The organism is Luteimonas sp. A482 (assembly GCF_054072655.1).
The window spans coordinates 222,335-234,690 of record NZ_JBSVRO010000005.1 but is presented as its reverse complement, the minus strand read 5'-3'; the positions used below and the strand labels follow the sequence as shown (position 1 = coordinate 234,690).

23 protein-coding genes are annotated in these 12,356 nt (G+C 65.2%); all 23 read left to right on the top strand.

The window, feature by feature from the left end; translation table 11 throughout:
* The first annotated feature begins 585 nt into the window (after positions 1 to 585).
* On the top strand, positions 586 to 897 hold the full coding sequence (gene rpsJ / locus ACW5DW_RS14650) for a 30S ribosomal protein S10 (RefSeq protein WP_422893905.1): 312 nt from the start codon (positions 586 to 588) through the stop codon (positions 895 to 897).
* Positions 898 to 908: 11 nt separating this feature from the next.
* Positions 909 to 1,562: a 50S ribosomal protein L3 gene (rplC, locus tag ACW5DW_RS14645; RefSeq protein ID WP_457019884.1), complete on the top strand. Its 654-nt coding sequence runs from the start codon at positions 909 to 911 to the stop codon at positions 1,560 to 1,562.
* A gap of 12 nt (positions 1,563 to 1,574) precedes the next feature.
* Positions 1,575 to 2,180 (top strand): 50S ribosomal protein L4, encoded by a 606-nt coding sequence (rplD, locus tag ACW5DW_RS14640; RefSeq protein ID WP_457019883.1) that lies wholly within the window; start codon positions 1,575 to 1,577, stop codon positions 2,178 to 2,180.
* Positions 2,177 to 2,476, top strand: coding sequence for a 50S ribosomal protein L23 (gene rplW, locus ACW5DW_RS14635; RefSeq protein ID WP_457019882.1), 300 nt, complete (start codon positions 2,177 to 2,179; stop codon positions 2,474 to 2,476). Before rplD ends, rplW begins: the two co-directional genes overlap by 4 nt.
* A gap of 10 nt (positions 2,477 to 2,486) precedes the next feature.
* Positions 2,487 to 3,314 (top strand): 50S ribosomal protein L2, encoded by an 828-nt coding sequence (gene rplB, locus ACW5DW_RS14630; protein ID WP_457019880.1) that lies wholly within the window; start codon positions 2,487 to 2,489, stop codon positions 3,312 to 3,314.
* Between the two features lie 6 nt (positions 3,315 to 3,320).
* Positions 3,321 to 3,590 (top strand): 30S ribosomal protein S19, encoded by a 270-nt coding sequence (gene rpsS / locus ACW5DW_RS14625; RefSeq protein ID WP_457019878.1) that lies wholly within the window; start codon positions 3,321 to 3,323, stop codon positions 3,588 to 3,590.
* Between the two features lie 10 nt (positions 3,591 to 3,600).
* Positions 3,601 to 3,993, top strand: a complete 393-nt coding sequence (gene rplV / locus ACW5DW_RS14620; protein WP_457019876.1) for a 50S ribosomal protein L22 — start codon at positions 3,601 to 3,603, stop codon at positions 3,991 to 3,993.
* 1 nt (position 3,994) lies between these two features.
* Entirely contained in the window at positions 3,995 to 4,735 is a 741-nt protein-coding gene (gene rpsC / locus ACW5DW_RS14615; RefSeq protein WP_457019874.1) for a 30S ribosomal protein S3, read from the top strand.
* A 3-nt stretch (positions 4,736 to 4,738) separates the two neighbouring features.
* Positions 4,739 to 5,152 (top strand): 50S ribosomal protein L16, encoded by a 414-nt coding sequence (rplP, locus tag ACW5DW_RS14610; RefSeq protein ID WP_457019872.1) that lies wholly within the window; start codon positions 4,739 to 4,741, stop codon positions 5,150 to 5,152.
* Entirely contained in the window at positions 5,152 to 5,340 is a 189-nt protein-coding gene (rpmC, locus tag ACW5DW_RS14605) for a 50S ribosomal protein L29 (protein ID WP_457019870.1), read from the top strand. The genes rplP and rpmC overlap by 1 nt, the downstream gene beginning before the upstream one ends.
* Before the next feature lie 11 nt (positions 5,341 to 5,351).
* Positions 5,352 to 5,615 (top strand): 30S ribosomal protein S17, encoded by a 264-nt coding sequence (gene rpsQ / locus ACW5DW_RS14600; RefSeq protein ID WP_457019869.1) that lies wholly within the window; start codon positions 5,352 to 5,354, stop codon positions 5,613 to 5,615.
* 16 nt (positions 5,616 to 5,631) lie between these two features.
* Positions 5,632 to 6,000, top strand: coding sequence for a 50S ribosomal protein L14 (gene rplN, locus ACW5DW_RS14595; RefSeq protein ID WP_457019867.1), 369 nt, complete (start codon positions 5,632 to 5,634; stop codon positions 5,998 to 6,000).
* A 15-nt stretch (positions 6,001 to 6,015) separates the two neighbouring features.
* Positions 6,016 to 6,327: a 50S ribosomal protein L24 gene (rplX, locus tag ACW5DW_RS14590; RefSeq protein WP_457019865.1), complete on the top strand. Its 312-nt coding sequence runs from the start codon at positions 6,016 to 6,018 to the stop codon at positions 6,325 to 6,327.
* 32 nt (positions 6,328 to 6,359) lie between these two features.
* Positions 6,360 to 6,902: a 50S ribosomal protein L5 gene (gene rplE / locus ACW5DW_RS14585; RefSeq protein ID WP_457019864.1), complete on the top strand. Its 543-nt coding sequence runs from the start codon at positions 6,360 to 6,362 to the stop codon at positions 6,900 to 6,902.
* 10 nt (positions 6,903 to 6,912) lie between these two features.
* On the top strand, positions 6,913 to 7,218 hold the full coding sequence (gene rpsN, locus ACW5DW_RS14580) for a 30S ribosomal protein S14 (protein ID WP_457019863.1): 306 nt from the start codon (positions 6,913 to 6,915) through the stop codon (positions 7,216 to 7,218).
* A gap of 219 nt (positions 7,219 to 7,437) precedes the next feature.
* Positions 7,438 to 7,833: a 30S ribosomal protein S8 gene (gene rpsH, locus ACW5DW_RS14575; RefSeq protein ID WP_457019861.1), complete on the top strand. Its 396-nt coding sequence runs from the start codon at positions 7,438 to 7,440 to the stop codon at positions 7,831 to 7,833.
* 13 nt (positions 7,834 to 7,846) lie between these two features.
* Positions 7,847 to 8,374: a 50S ribosomal protein L6 gene (gene rplF / locus ACW5DW_RS14570; protein WP_457019860.1), complete on the top strand. Its 528-nt coding sequence runs from the start codon at positions 7,847 to 7,849 to the stop codon at positions 8,372 to 8,374.
* 67 nt (positions 8,375 to 8,441) lie between these two features.
* Positions 8,442 to 8,795: a 50S ribosomal protein L18 gene (rplR, locus tag ACW5DW_RS14565; RefSeq protein WP_457019858.1), complete on the top strand. Its 354-nt coding sequence runs from the start codon at positions 8,442 to 8,444 to the stop codon at positions 8,793 to 8,795.
* Between the two features lie 280 nt (positions 8,796 to 9,075).
* Positions 9,076 to 9,618 carry a 30S ribosomal protein S5 gene (gene rpsE, locus ACW5DW_RS14560; protein ID WP_457019856.1) on the top strand — a complete coding sequence of 181 codons (543 nt, stop codon included), beginning with the start codon at positions 9,076 to 9,078 and terminating at the stop codon, positions 9,616 to 9,618.
* Positions 9,611 to 9,808 carry a 50S ribosomal protein L30 gene (gene rpmD / locus ACW5DW_RS14555; RefSeq protein ID WP_457019855.1) on the top strand — a complete coding sequence of 66 codons (198 nt, stop codon included), beginning with the start codon at positions 9,611 to 9,613 and terminating at the stop codon, positions 9,806 to 9,808. The genes rpsE and rpmD overlap by 8 nt, the downstream gene beginning before the upstream one ends.
* 4 nt (positions 9,809 to 9,812) lie before the next feature.
* On the top strand, positions 9,813 to 10,247 hold the full coding sequence (rplO, locus tag ACW5DW_RS14550; RefSeq protein WP_457019853.1) for a 50S ribosomal protein L15: 435 nt from the start codon (positions 9,813 to 9,815) through the stop codon (positions 10,245 to 10,247).
* Between the two features lie 28 nt (positions 10,248 to 10,275).
* Positions 10,276 to 11,601 carry a preprotein translocase subunit SecY gene (secY, locus tag ACW5DW_RS14545; RefSeq protein WP_457019899.1) on the top strand — a complete coding sequence of 442 codons (1,326 nt, stop codon included), beginning with the start codon at positions 10,276 to 10,278 and terminating at the stop codon, positions 11,599 to 11,601.
* A gap of 391 nt (positions 11,602 to 11,992) precedes the next feature.
* A complete protein-coding gene (gene rpsM / locus ACW5DW_RS14540; RefSeq protein ID WP_457019851.1) occupies positions 11,993 to 12,349 on the top strand; it encodes a 30S ribosomal protein S13 in 357 nt (118 codons plus the stop codon).
* Positions 12,350 to 12,356: the final 7 nt, after the last annotated feature.

The window sequence follows — 12,356 nt, the reverse complement described above, 5'->3', positions numbered from 1 at the left end:
GTTTCGCGATCCGCGAAGGCGGCCGCACCGTCGGCGCCGGCGTGGTGGCAAAGATCGTCAAGTGATGTGACGGCCCGTGCGCGCCTTGCGCGCACGGCTGCCGGAACATCATCCCGAGCGCTGCGAGGGATCCCCATCCCCCGCCGCGCAAGGGACAACCCCCGCGCAATGGACTTCCGCTTCTCTCTCCTCAAAGACGGCTGAAGCAGGGCAGGGCGGCACAATCGCCTTGGCTGGTCCGGATCCGTGCAAAAAGATGCAAATAACCCCTTGCATCCAGCGGGTGAAGGTTTCATAATGTTCGACTCACCGGGGCCGAGCCTGTCAGGGCGGCAACGGAACTGCGAAATGAGGTGCAGGATGCGCCTCGTCTTCGCCAGACACGGATCTTGTCGCGCGGCATGTGCTTCGTCCGTCCCGGAGGTTTCCGGGACACATAGGCGGGGCGTTTTGTCACGTTTGTGATCCAGGTCTGGGCGGATCGGGAAGCCGGTCTGCCCTGTTTTTTGCAGTAATCGAAGCCCCGATACGGGGTCCGGCCACCAGCCGCCGGGCCTGTCGCTCTTTAAATGAAGGAATTCCGTCATGGCGGACCAGAAAATCCGGATCCGGCTCAAGGCGTTCGATCACAGGCTGATCGACCGTTCGGCCAGCGAGATCGTCGAAACGGCCAGGCGGACCGGCGCGCAAGTGCGCGGCCCGATCCCGCTGCCCACCAAGATCGAGCGTTACACCATCCTGACGTCGCCGCACGTCGACAAGGATGCGCGTGACCAGTACGAAACCCGCACGCACAAGCGCGTGCTCGATATCGTCGACCCCAACGACAAGACCGTGGACGCGCTGATGAAGCTCGAGCTCGCGGCTGGCGTCGACGTCCAGATCAAGCTGACCTGAGGCCCCGAATCATGACCGCGAAGATTCATTCGTTGGGCATTGTCGGCCGCAAGGCCGGCATGAGCCGAGTGTTCACCGAAGACGGCAACTCCGTGCCGGTGACCCTGATCGAAGCCACCCCGAACCGCATCACCCAGGTGAAGACGGTCGAGACCGACGGCTACAGCGCCGTGCAGGTCACCGCCGGCGTCAAGCGCGCCTCGCTGCTGACCAAGCCCGAGTCTGGCCACCTGGCCAAGGCCAAGGTGGAAGCCGGTCGCGGCCTGTGGGAGCTGCGCGTTGCCGACGACAAGATCGCCGACTTCCAGGTTGGCGGCGAAATCAAGGCCGACATCTTCGAGGTCGGCCAGATCGTCGACGTCCAGGGTGTGACCAAGGGCAAGGGCTTCCAGGGCACGATCAAGCGCTGGAACTTCAGCATGGGCGACGCGACGCACGGCAACTCGCTGTCGCATCGCTCGCCAGGCTCGATCGGCCAGCGCCAGACCCCGGGTCGCGTGTTTCCGGGCAAGAAGATGTCCGGCCACATGGGCGCCGAGACCCAGACCACGCAGCGCCTGCAGGTGGTCAAGGTCGACGCCGAGCGCGGCCTGATCGCAATCAAGGGCGCCGTCCCCGGTGCGCCGGGTGGTGACGTCATCGTGCGTCCCTCGAGCAAGGCATAAGGAGAGATGACGATGGAACTCGCCATCAACGGTAGCAACAACACGCTGTCGGTATCCGACGCGGTATTCGGTCGCGAATTCAGCGAAGACCTGGTCCACCAGGTGGTCGTGGCGTATCGCAATGCCGGTCGCGCTGGCACCAAGGCACAGAAGACCCGATCCGAGGTCCGCGGCACGACCAAGAAGTCGAAGAAGCAGAAGGGCGGCGGTGCGCGTCATGGCGCGCTGACGGCTCCGATCTTCGTCGGCGGCGGCGTGACGTTCGCGGCCAAGCCGCGCAACTTCGCGCAGAAGGTCAATCGCAAGATGTACCGGGCCGCGATCTCGGTGATCCTGTCCGAGCTCAATCGCCAGGGTCGGATCACGATCGTCGAGGCGTTCGACATCGACGCGCCGAAGACCTCGGGCCTGGTGGAAAAGCTCAAGGATTTCGAGCTGGGTCGCCGCCCGCTGATCGTCACCGAGGACGCCTCGGAAAACCTGTACCTGTCCGCGCGCAACCTGCCGTACGTCGAAGTGCGTGACGTGCAGGGTCTGGATCCGGTCGCGCTGGTCGGCGCCGACAGCGTGCTGGTCACCACCGACGCGCTGAAGAAGATCGAGGAGTGGCTGGCATGAACAACGCCAAGCTCTATGAAGTGATCCGTGCACCGCGCGTGTCCGAAAAGACCGCCCGCCTGCAGGAAGTGTCCAACCAGTACGCGTTCGAAGTGGCGAAGGGTGCGACCAAGGCCGACATCAAGGCCGCGGTCGAGAAGCTTTTCGACGTCAAGGTCCAGGCTGTCAACGTGCTGAACGTGAAGGGCAAGAGCAAGGCCTTCCGTTCGCGCCAGGGCAGCCGTGGCAACTGGCGCAAGGCGTACGTGACGCTGGCCGAAGGCCAGTCGATCGACGTCATCAACGCGACGGCCTGAGGAAGCTCCCATGCCATTGATGAAGTTCAAGCCCACGTCCCCCGGTCGCCGCAGCGCGGTCCGCGTGGTGACGCCCGATCTGCACAAGGGAGCTCCGCACGCGGCGCTCGTCGAACCGCAGAGCAAGACCGGTGGCCGTAACCACCACGGCCGCATCACCACCCGTCACATGGGCGGTGGCCACAAGCAGCATTACCGCATCATCGACTTCAAGCGCGACAAGGAAGGCATCCCGGCGCGCGTGGAGCGGATCGAGTACGACCCCAACCGCACCGCGCATATCGCGCTGCTGTGCTACGTCGACGGTGAGCGCCGCTACATCATCGCCCCCAAGGGCCTGAAGGCCGGCGACCAGGTGATCGCGGGCAACGATGCGCCGATCAAGGCGGGCAACACGCTGCCGCTGCGCAACATCCCGGTCGGTTCGACGGTGCATTGCATCGAGATGAAGCCGGGCAAGGGCGCGCAGATCGCTCGTGCCGCCGGCGCCGGCGTCCAGCTGGTCGCCCGCGAAGGTGTCTACGCCACGCTCCGCCTGCGTTCGGGCGAGATGCGTCGCGTGCCGTCGGAATGCCGCGCCACCATCGGTGAAGTCGGCAACGTCGAGCACAACCTCGAGAAGCTGGGCAAGGCCGGTGCCAGCCGCTGGCGCGGCATCAAGCCGACTGTCCGCGGCGCGGCGATGAACCCGGTCGACCATCCGCACGGCGGTGGTGAGGCCAAGGCCGGCCAGGGCAATCCGCACCCGGTCACCCCGTGGGGCGTGCCGACCAAGGGCTACAAGACGCGCAAGAACAAGCGCACCCAGCAATTCATCGTGCGCGATCGCAGGAGTTAATCGGCCATGGCACGTTCACTCAAGAAGGGCCCGTTCGTCGACCACCATCTCGTCAGGAAGGTGGAAGTCGCGGGCAACACCAAGAAGCCGATCAAGACCTGGTCGCGCCGTTCGATGATCCTGCCGGAAATGGTGGGCTTCACGATCGCCGTCCACAACGGCAGGAACCACATCCCGGTGTTGGTCAATGAAAACATGGTTGGCCACAAGCTCGGCGAATTCGCGTTGACGCGGACCTTCAAGGGTCACGGCGGCGACAAGAAGTCGGGCAGGTAAGGAGCGCACGATGGACAAGGCAAAACGAGCCAAGCACGAAGAAGCCAAGCGCGTGCGTACCGAGGTCAACAAGCGGACCGCCGTGCTGCGCACGGCCCGCATCTCGCCGCAGAAGGCGCGCCTGGTCGCAGACCAGGTCCGCGGCCTGCCGGCCGAGCGCGCGGTCAGCCTGCTCAAGTTCTCCGACAAGAAGGCGGCTGTGCTGATCAAGAAACTGGTCGAGTCGGCGATCGCCAACGCGGAGAACAACGCAGGCGCCGATATCGACGAGCTGAAGATCGCCACGATCACCGTCGACGAAGGTCCGCTGCTGAAGCGCTTCATGGCGCGCGCCAAGGGCCGCGGCACGCGCATCCTCAAGCGCACCAGCCACATCACCGTCGTCGTGGGAGAGGGCAAGTAATATGGGTCATAAAGTTCATCCCACCGGCATCCGCCTTGGTATCTCCAAGGACTGGAACTCGAAGTGGTACGCCGGCAAGAAGGAATATGCCGGATACCTGACCGCCGACCTCAAGGTGCGCGAGATGCTTCGTAAGCGCCTTGCCGCCGCCGGCATCAGCAAGATCCTGATCGAGCGTCCGGCCAAGACCGCGCGCGTGACGATCCACACCGCCCGCCCGGGCGTGGTGATCGGCAAGCGTGGCGAGGACATCGAGAAGCTGCGCAAGGACGTCACCGCGATGATGGGCGTTCCCGCCCACATCAACGTGACCGAGGTGCGCAAGCCCGAGCTCGACGCGCAGCTGGTCGCCGAGTCGATCGCGCAGCAGCTCGAGCGTCGCATCATGTTCCGTCGCGCGATGAAGCGCGCGGTCGGCAATGCGATGCGCCTTGGCTCGCTGGGCATCAAGGTCAACGTCGCCGGCCGCCTGAACGGCGCCGAGATCGCGCGTTCGGAGTGGTACCGCGAAGGTCGCGTGCCGCTGCACACCCTGCGCGCTGACGTCGACTACGGCTTTGCCGAGGCCAAGACGACCTACGGGATCATCGGCATCAAGACCTGGATCTACAAGGGCGAGATCTTCGACTTCGCCCAGGTTGGCCAGGAGAAGCAGGACGATTCGCCGCGTGGCGAACGTGGCGACCGCGGTGACCGCGAGCGTCCGCGTGGCCCGCGTCGCGACCGCGAGGCGAGGGACTAAGTCATGTTGCAACCCAAGCGAACCAAATACCGCAAGATGCACAAGGGCCGCAACGACGGCCTGGCCTGGAGCGGCAATGCCGTCAGCTTCGGCGAGTACGGCCTGAAGTCCACGGCCACCGGCCAGCTGACCGCACGCCAGATCGAGGCCGGCCGCCGCTCGATCAGCCGCCACGTCAAGCGCGGCGGCAAGATGTGGATCCGCGTGTTCCCCGACAAGCCGATCACCAAGAAGCCGATCGAAGTCCGCATGGGCTCGGGCAAGGGTGCGGTCGAGTTCTGGGTCGCACAGATCCAGCCCGGCCGCATGATCTACGAGATCGAGGGCGTGGACGAGGCGACTGCGCGCGAGGCGTTCCGCCTTGCCGCCGCCAAGCTCTCGGTGACCACCACTTTCGTTACCCGGACGGTGCGCTGATGGCGACGACCAAGGAACTGCGCGGCAAGTCCGCGGACGAACTGCAGGGCCACCTGTTGGAGCTGCAGAAAGAGCGTTTCGCCCTGCGCATGCAGAAGGCGACCGGCCAGCTGACCAAGACCCACGAGTCGCGCCGCGTGCGCCGCGAGATCGCGCGTGTCCACACGCTGCTGTCGGCGAAGAAGTAAGGCATACGACCATGAACAACAGCGAAAAGAAGCAAAATACGGTCCAGGGCCGGGTGGTCAGCAACAAGATGGACAAGACGGTCACTGTCCTCGTCGAGCGCAACGTCAAGCACCCGCTGTACGGCAAGTACATCCGCCGTTCGACCAAGCTGCACGCCCACGATGCCGAGAACTCCGCGAAGGAAGGCGACATCGTCCGCCTGGTGGAAGTGGCCCCGATTTCGAAGACCAAGAACTGGCGCGTGGTCGAGATCGTCACCCGCGCGGCCGAGTAACGAAAGGACACTTTCCATGATCCAGATGCAGAGCCACCTCGACGTGGCCGACAACTCCGGTGCCAAGGAAGTGATGTGCATCAAGGTGCTCGGCGGCTCCAAGCGCCGTTACGCCGCGATTGGCGACATCATCAAGGTATCGATCAAGGACGCGATCCCGCGCGGCAAGGTCAAGAAGGGCGAGGTTTACGATGCCGTCGTGGTGCGCACCCGCAAGGGCGTGCGCCGTGCAGATGGCTCGCTGATCCGCTTCGACGGCAATGCGGCGGTGTTGCTCAACAACAAGCAGGAGCCGATCGGCACGCGCATCTTCGGGCCTGTGACCCGCGAGCTGCGTACCGAGAAGTTCATGAAGATCGTCTCGCTCGCTCCCGAAGTGCTGTGAGCGGAGGACAGGACAATGGCTAATCGAATCAAGAAGGGCGACCAGGTGGTCGTCATTGCGGGTCGCGACAAGGGCAAGACCGGCGACGTGGTACGCGTGCTCGGCGACAAGGTCGTCGTGTCGAACATCAACATCGTCAAGCGTCACACCAAGCCCAATCCGCAGGCCGGCCAGCCCGGTGGCGTGATCGAGCGCGAAGCGCCGATCGACGCGTCGAACGTGATGCTGTTCAACCCTGCCACCGGCAAGGGCGAGCGCGTCGGTACCAAGGTGCTCGAGGATGGACGGCGGCTGCGCGTGTTCCGCTCGAGTGGCGAGGCGGTCTGAAAAGACCCGCCTGATCCCCAGGAAAGAAGATAATGACGACCCGTCTGGAAAAGTTCTACAAGGATGAAGTAGTGCCGAAGCTCATGGAGCAGTTCGGCTACGACAACATCATGCAGGTTCCGCGCGTGAACAAGATCACGATCAACATGGGCGTGGGCGAAGCCGCCGCGAACAAGAAGATCCTCGAGAACGCGACCGCCGACATGGCCAAGATCAGCGGCCAGAAGGCGCTGGTGACCAAGTCGCGTGTCTCGGTGGCTTCCTTCAAGATCCGTGACGGCTGGCCGATCGGCTGCAAGGTGACCCTGCGCCGTGCCCGCATGTACGAGTTCCTGGACCGCCTGGTGAACATCGCGCTGCCGCGTGTGCGCGACTTCCGCGGCGTGTCCGCCCGGTCGTTCGACGGGCGCGGCAACTACAACATGGGCGTGAAGGAGCAGATCATCTTCCCGGAGATCGACTTCGACCAGGTCGACGCAGTGCGCGGCATGGACATCGCCATCACCACCACCGCCAAGACGAACGCGGAAGCCAAGGCGCTGCTCGAAGCCTTCCGCTTCCCGTTCCGCAACTGAGGAAACACACATGGCGAAGACCTCCATGGTCAACCGCGAGACCAAGCGCGCCAAGCTTGTGAAGAAGCACGCCGTCAAGCGCGCCGAGCTCAAGAAGATCATCTCCAGCCAGACGGCGGGTTACGAGGAGAAGTTCGAGGCGGCGACGAAGCTGCAGAAGCTGCCGCGCGATTCCTCGCCTGCGCGCCAGACCACGCGCTGCGCGCTGAGCGGCCGTCCCCGTGGCGTGTACGCGAAGTTCGGCCTCGGCCGCAACATGCTGCGCCAGGCGACCATGCGCGGCGACGTGCCGGGCCTGCGCAAGGCGAGCTGGTAAGCAACACCACATGCTCCGCCGCTGGCGGGGCAGGGCGCCACCGGGGCCAGGCCTGCTCCGGTGGATGCGACCGCGATGCCCCACGGGGCGTCGCAAGTCGTATATAATCGCCGGCTTGCCCGCGTCAGCGGGTGGCCCGACGGGCCCCCGGCCGTGCCGGGAACAATCCAGAACAGATTTTCGCGAAAGCGGATATCGGTGTACTCATAAGGAACTTCCATGAGCATGACTGATCCCATCGCCGACATGCTGGTCCGCATCAGGAATGCGGCCGCGGTTGGCAAGCCGACGGTGAAGATGCCGTCCTCCAAGGTCAAGGTCGCCATCGCCAACGTCCTCAAGGACGAAGGCTACATCGGCGACCTGCGCGTGACCGAGAACGGCGCCAAGGCCGAACTCGAGATCGTCCTCAAGTATTTCGAAGGCCGTCCGGTGATCGACCAGATGAAGCGCTACTCGCGCTCCGGTCTGCGTCAGTACCGCGGCAAGGACGCGCTGCCCAAGGTCCTGGGTGGCCTCGGCATCGCCATCATCTCCACCTCCAAGGGCATCATGACCGACTCGAAGGCGCGCCTGCAGGGCGTCGGCGGCGAGGTTCTGTGCTTCGTGGCCTAAGGGAGTAACGCGCATGTCCCGCATCGCCAAGAAGCCGGTCGCCCTGCCCCAGGGTGTCGAGCTGAATGCACAGCCCGAATCGGTCAGCGTCAAGGGCCCCAAGGGCACGCTGTCGATCGCCAAGCCGGCCCACATTCAGATCACGATCGAGGACGGCAACGCGCTGTTCTCGGCCGAGGATCCGGGCCAGGTGGCCCTCGCCGGCACCCTTCGCTCCATCGTCGCCAACATGGTCCACGGTGTGTCGCAAGGCTTCGAGCGCAAGCTCGAGCTGGTCGGCGTCGGCTACCGCGCCTCCGCCCAGGGCAACAACCTGAACCTGTCGCTCGGCTTCTCGCACCCGGTCGTGTTCAGCGCGCCGGATGGCATCACCATCACCACGCCGACCCAGACCGAAGTCCTGGTTGTCGGCATGGACAAGCAGCTGGTCGGTGAAGTCGCAGCCAAGATCCGCGGGTTCCGTCCGCCGGAGCCCTACAAGGGCAAGGGCGTGAAGTACTCCGACGAAGTCGTCATCCGCAAGGAAGCCAAGAAGGCGTAATGCGGGACGCCGGCGAGCACGCCGGAGTTTCCGCCAGCCGATCCGCTTCCCGCCACAGAGCATACCCATGGAAAAGAAAATCGCCCGCCTGCGCCGCGCCAAGTCCACGCGCGCGCACATTCGCGAACTCGGCGTGCCGCGCCTGTCGGTGCTGCGCACCGGTCAGCACGTCTACGCCCAGGTATTCAGCGCCGACGGCTCGAAGGTCCTGGCTGCGGCCAGCACCACCCAGTCCGCTCTGCGCGACGGCCTGAAGAGCGGCAAGAACACCGATGCCGCTGCCAAGGTTGGCCGCGCGATCGCCGAGAAGGCGCGCGAGGCCGGCATCGAGAAGGTCGCGTTCGACCGCTCGGGCTATCGCTACCACGGCCGCATCAAGGCGCTGGCCGACGCCGCCCGCGAGGGTGGCCTGCAGTTCTGATGGATCGACGGGGGCTTGCCCCTGTTGCTTGAAAATCCGGTCGTGGAGGCCATCCATGGCGGAACACTGTCGCTTCATGACAGTCCGGCTCGGCCATCCATGGCCGGGCGTTCGCCAAGGCAGCGCGGCATTGCCGCGCTGAGCGTGCCTTGACTCACCCTGCCGGTGCGGGCTGCACCGGACGCTCCGCGGCTTATGTCCGACGGAAGCGGTCCGCCGATCCACATCACAACCATAAGCGGCCACGCCGCAAATTCCCTTTCGAACCCGAGACATGGCAATGGCAGAACCACAACGTGAATCCCGCGGGCGCGACCGCAATCGCGACCGGGAAGAGATGGACGACGGCATGATCGAGAAGCTGGTCGCGATCAACCGCGTCAGCAAGACGGTCAAGGGCGGTCGCCAGTTCACCTTCACCGCGCTGACGGTGGTGGGCGACAGCAACGGCAAGGTCGGCTTCGGCTACGGCAAGGCGCGCGAAGTGCCGGTCGCGATCCAGAAGTCGATGGAGTCCGCGCGCAAGAACATGATCAGCGTCGATCTCAACGGCGGCACGCTGTTCCACACGGTCAAGTCCGGCCACGGCGCGGCACGCGTATTCATGATGCCCGCCTCGGAAGGTACCGGCGTGATCGCTGGCGGCGCGATGCGCGCCGTCCTCGAGGCGGTTGGCGTGAAGGACGTGCTGGCCAAGGCCACCGGTTCGCGCAACCCGATCAACCTCGTCCGCGCCACCGTCAAGGGGCTGTCGGAAATGCAGTCGCCGACCCGCATCGCGGCCAAGCGCGGCAAGAAGGTCGAGGAGATCCTCAATGGCTAAGAACGAATCCACCGGCGGCACCGTCAAGGTGCGCCTGGTCAAGGGCCTGCGCGGCTCGCAGGCGAAGCATCGCCTGTCGGTGCGCGCGCTTGGCCTGAACAAGCTCAACGACGTCCGCGAACTGAAGGACAGCCCCCAGGTCCGTGGCCTGATCAACAAGGTCCACTACCTGGTCCGGGTCGAGGAATAAGCACATGAAGCTCAATACGCTCAAGCCCGCAGACGGCGCCCGCAAGGAGCGCACCCGCGTCGGTCGCGGCATCGGTTCCGGCAAGGGCAAGACCGCCGGCCGTGGCCACAAGGGTTCGTTCGCGCGTTCCGGCAAGGGCAAGATCAAGGCCGGCTTCGAAGGCGGCCAGATGCCCCTGCACATGCGCCTGCCGAAGGTGGGGTTCCGCTCGAAGCTCAAGACCGACAGCGCCGAAGTGTTCCTGTACCAGCTCGACAAGCTCGAGGGCGATATCGACCTGGCCGCCCTGCGCGCCGCCAAGCTGGTGTCGCGCATCGCCAAGAAGGTCAAGATCGTCAAGAAGGGCGAGGTTTCGAAGAAGCTCGTGCTCAAGGGCTTGCTGGTGACGGCAGGTGCACGCGCGGCAATCGAGGCCGCCGGCGGCCAGATCCAGGAGTAGGGACGGCATGGCGCGAAGTGCGGGAGCGATGTCGGGTCTGGCCGGCGCGGGCAAGTTCACCGAACTGCGCCAGCGCCTGCTGTTCGTGGTCGGTGCTCTGATCGTCTACCGCATCGGCTGCTTCATCCCCGTGCCGGGTGTGAACCCCGAGGCGATGCTGCAGCTGATGGAGCGCCAGGAAGGCACCATCGTGGACATGTTCAACATGTTCTCCGGTGGCGCCCTGGAGCGTTTCAGCCTCTTCGCGCTGAACGTGATCCCGTACATCTCGGCCTCGATCGTCATGCAGCTCATGGTGCAGATCCTGCCGAGCCTGAAGGCGATCCAGAAGGAAGGCGAGTCCGGTCGCCGCAGGATCACCCAGTGGTCGCGCATCGGCGCGATCCCGCTGGCGATCTTCCAGTCGGCCGGCATCGCGATCGCGCTGCAGAGCCAGGGTGCAGGCAGCGGCATCCCCGTGGTGTACGCACCGGGCCCGGGCTTCGTGATGACCGCGATCGTGGCGCTCACCGCCGGCACCATGTTCCTGGTGTGGCTGGGCGAGCAGGTGACCGAGCGCGGCATCGGCAACGGCGTGTCGCTGATCATCTTCGCCGGCATCGTCGCGGGCCTGCCGTCGGCGGTGATCGGCACGATCGAGGCCGCCCGCAACGGCGACATCAGCCCGATCGCGGTGATCATGATCGCGCTGATCGTGGCGGTGTTCACCTACTTCGTGGTGTTCGTCGAGCGCGGCCAGCGCCGGATCACGGTCAACTACGCGCGCCGCCAGGGTGGCCGCAACGCGTACATGAACCAGAGTTCGTTCCTGCCGCTCAAGCTCAACATGGCGGGCGTGATCCCGGCGATCTTCGCCTCGTCGATCATCATGTTCCCGGCCACGGCGACAACGTGGTTCGGCCAGGCCGGGTCCGCCCAGTGGCTGCAGCGCGTCGCGCAGGCGCTCTCCCCGGGTGAGCCGCTGTATATCCTGCTGTATGCGGGCCTGATCGCCGGCTTCGCCTTTTTCTACACGGCGCTGGTGTTCAACTCGCAGGAAACCGCTGACAACCTGAAGAAGTCGGGCGCGCTGGTGCCGGGCATCCGTCCGGGCAAGGCCACTGCCGAGTACATCGACGGCGTGCTGACGCGGCTGACCGCCGCGGGCGCTGCGTACCTGGTGGCGGTGTGCCTGCTGCCGGAGTTCATGCGGGCCGAGCTGAACGTGTCCTTCTACTTCGGTGGCACGTCGCTGCTGATCGTGGTGGTCGTGGTGATGGACTTCATCGCCCAGATCCAGGCTCATCTGATGTCGCACCAGTACGAGAGCCTGCTCAAGAAGTCCAACCTCCGAGGTGGCGCCCGGTCGCGCTAGCGCGTCGGAACCCGCGCCGGGCCATGGATGGTCCGGTGCTGTCGCTGGAAGGCGCCTTGGCGCCGGTCGGCGGCAACTGGCCAGGACGGCCACAAGAATTCACGCCGGCGCGGAGCACAGCCTCCCCCGGCACGATGGGCGACCCGTGTGGCAGTCCCGCACACGGGTGGGTCCGGGACCTTCGCGCACCAGAGTAGTGCGCGGGCCGGGCGGGGGAGACCCCGTTCAGCCATCCCGGATCCATCGCCGGAGCATGGGCACACTCCCCATGCCGGGTCGGTGGCACCTCTGGTGCCATCGGCTTCCAAGAAACCCGGGACCCTGTTAGAATTTCGTGTTCACTTCGTCGGGGACTCCGTTTCCAGGCGACCAACCAGTTGGAGATTCGCGCATGGCGCGTATTGCAGGTGTCAACCTGCCTGCCCAGAAGCACGTCTGGGTCGGGCTGCAAAGCATCTACGGCATTGGCCGTACCCGTTCGAAGCTCGTCTGCGATACCGCCGGCGTGACCTCGAGCACCAAGATCCGTGACCTGTCCGAGCCCGAAGTCGAGCGCCTGCGCGCCGAGGTCGGGAAGTTCGTGGTCGAGGGTGACCTGCGCCGAGAGATCGGCATGGCGATCAAGCGACTGATGGACCTGGCCTGCTATCGCGGCCTGCGCCACCGTCGTGGCCTGCCCCTGCGTGGCCAGCGCACCCGGACCAATGCACGCACCCGCAAGGGTCCGCGCAAGGCCATCAGGAAATAAGGAACAA